Source organism: Mesorhizobium sp. (assembly GCF_005063415.1).
In the GTDB taxonomy this organism is placed as follows: domain Bacteria; phylum Pseudomonadota; class Alphaproteobacteria; order Rhizobiales; family Rhizobiaceae; genus Mesorhizobium.
Genome location: NZ_SUEG01000304.1, coordinates 1 through 2,123 on the forward strand (window position 1 = coordinate 1; position 2,123 = coordinate 2,123).

Genomic DNA, 2,123 nt, shown 5'->3' on the forward strand with positions numbered 1-2,123 from the left:
GACGAAGACGCCGCGAAGCGCCCGCGCCGCACGGCGCGTCGGCACATAGATGGTGAGATCGGCCAGCATCAGCGGATCGCCATCATAGGCAAAGCCGGGAACCAGGCGCCCTGCAAGCAGCGCCTCGGCCAGCGTCGGCAGGAACGGCGCTCCGGGCGGGATCGAGAAAACGCGGCGGGAGCCGCTCATTTCGACTCGGTAAGAGCGCCGGGTGCCTCAGCAACAGCATTGGGCGTGCCGGCAAGCGCGGCGGCAACCGCTGCTTCCGCCCGCGGGATCGCGTCAGGTGTGCCGACAGTGATCCAGTGACCCTGCATTTTCATGCCGAACAGGCGGCCGGCGGCGATTGCCGCATCGAAATAGGCGTTGAGCGACAGCCGGCCGGCCGGCGCATCGTTGAAGATGCGCGGATGGACGATTGCGGCGCCGGCATAGATCAGGCCGGCCGGATCGTTGTTCGCACGCCGCAAGGCGCCATCCGGCGCCATCAGGAAATCGGTGCCGCCGCTATGCCCGGTTGCCGACTGGAGATCCGCAAGCATCAGCAGAATGTCCATTGTCGCGCCCTCCCATGCAAGGGCAAGTCGCCTGAGATTGGAAACGCCGCTGTCGATCCAGAAGGTGTCCGCGTTAAGCACATAGAATGGCGCCCCTAACCTGGGCAATGCCTTGACGATACCGCCGGCAGAGTCGAGCAGGCCGGTGCTCTCATCCGAGATGACGATTCTCGGCGCACTGCGGCGGGCTACATGGTCCACGATCTGTTGCGGCAGGTAATGGACGTTAACGACGGCCTTGGCGACGCCGGCTTCGGCTAGGCAGTCCAGCCCCCAGTCGAGCAAGGTCTTGCCGGCGATCTTGACCAGCGGCTTCGGCATGGTGTCGGTGATCGGCCGCATGCGCTTGCCGAGCCCGGCGGCGAGTACCATGGCGGTCGTCGGCATCGGTCCCTCGTCCGACGCCTTCAGGCCCAAATCCTTAGCCGTCAAATCGAGCGTTCCTCCAGCAAGCCGTGGGCGATGTAGAAATCCTGCAGCCCGGCCAGCGCCGGATGCGCCAGCGCCCGGCGAAGATAATCGCGGATACGCGGCAGATGCTTCAGATAATAAGGCTTGCCGTCACGTTTTTCGAGCCGCACGAAAATGCCGAGGATCTTGGAATTGCGCTGTGCGGCCATGATTGCATAGGTTTCGCGGAATTCGTTCTCGTCGAAGGCGCCGGCGGCGCGGCGCGCGGCGATGTAGGCGGCGAGCGTGTGCTTTTCGATTTCGGGTGAAATGGTGACGCGCGCGTCCATGGCGAGCGACGCGACGTCGTAGGCGGACGGTCCGATCAGCGCGTCCTGGACATCGACGACGCCGAGGCGATCGTGACCGGAACGGTCAGCGCGCCAGATCAGGTTGGGCGAATGGAAGTCGCGCAACATCAGCGTGTATTCGCGCCCCTCAAGCCGATCGAGCACCGCATTCCATTCGCTGCGGTAACCGGCGCGCAATGCCTCGCTTGGCGGAGCGCCTGATATCGCCGGGACATACCAGTCGACCAGCAATTCGGCTTCGATCATCATGGCGTCGCGGTCGAAAGGCGGCACCTCGTGGAAGACGCCGGGGCCGGCCTGCATGCGGGCCGGCCATGTTTTGCCGTGCATCATGGCAAGCAGTTCGGCCGCCGCCGTATAACGCTCGGCCACCGGCTGGCCGCGCTTGTCGAGAAAGCCTTGGGAACCGAGATGTTCCAGCAGGAGAAAACCCTGGTCGAGATCCTGGGCATGGATTTCCGGGACGCTGACACCGCCGGCCCGCAAGGCCCGGTCGATGGCGACGAACGCCGAAACGGATTGCGCGGTGTGGGCGATCTCGGCATAGGGTTTGCCGTCGCGGACTGGCGGCCCGAGCACCAGCCTTGGCGAGTTCATCAATACACGCGGCGGAAAGCCGGCAAGCGTGACGATTTCGTAGGAGCGAGCCGAGGCATCACCGATGAAATATCGCCGCTGCGCTTCGCCCCAACCGGCCTGGCCGAGAAAATCGCGCATCGCCAGCGATCGCGCCGCGCGCTCGAAGGCGGCGCCCTCTCCCGACAGTCTTGCCAGTCGGCCGTCGCCCTGCTGGAGAAGTTCGACC

General features: G+C 65.0%; 3 protein-coding genes. All 3 read right to left on the reverse strand.

What is annotated here, in order from left to right; all coding sequences use genetic code 11:
* Positions 1–189, reverse strand: a 189-nt coding sequence (locus E5W70_RS32045) for a hypothetical protein (RefSeq protein WP_292665325.1), incomplete at its 3' end; no start/stop codon positions are given.
* Positions 186–929, reverse strand: a complete 744-nt coding sequence (locus tag E5W70_RS32050) for a nucleotidyltransferase family protein (protein ID WP_292665329.1) — start codon at positions 927–929, stop codon at positions 186–188. The genes E5W70_RS32045 and E5W70_RS32050, both read right to left, overlap by 4 nt.
* Positions 930–985: 56 nt before the next feature.
* On the reverse strand, positions 986–2,123 hold a 1,138-nt coding region (locus tag E5W70_RS32055), incomplete at its 5' end, for an aminoglycoside phosphotransferase family protein (RefSeq protein ID WP_292665327.1).

What these genes read in the sequence shown, in the direction of transcription:
- E5W70_RS32050 (WP_292665329.1), bottom strand. Translation starts at nt 929, where the DNA reads ATGGTACTCGCCGCCGGGCTCGGCAAGCGCATGCGGCCGATCACCGAC.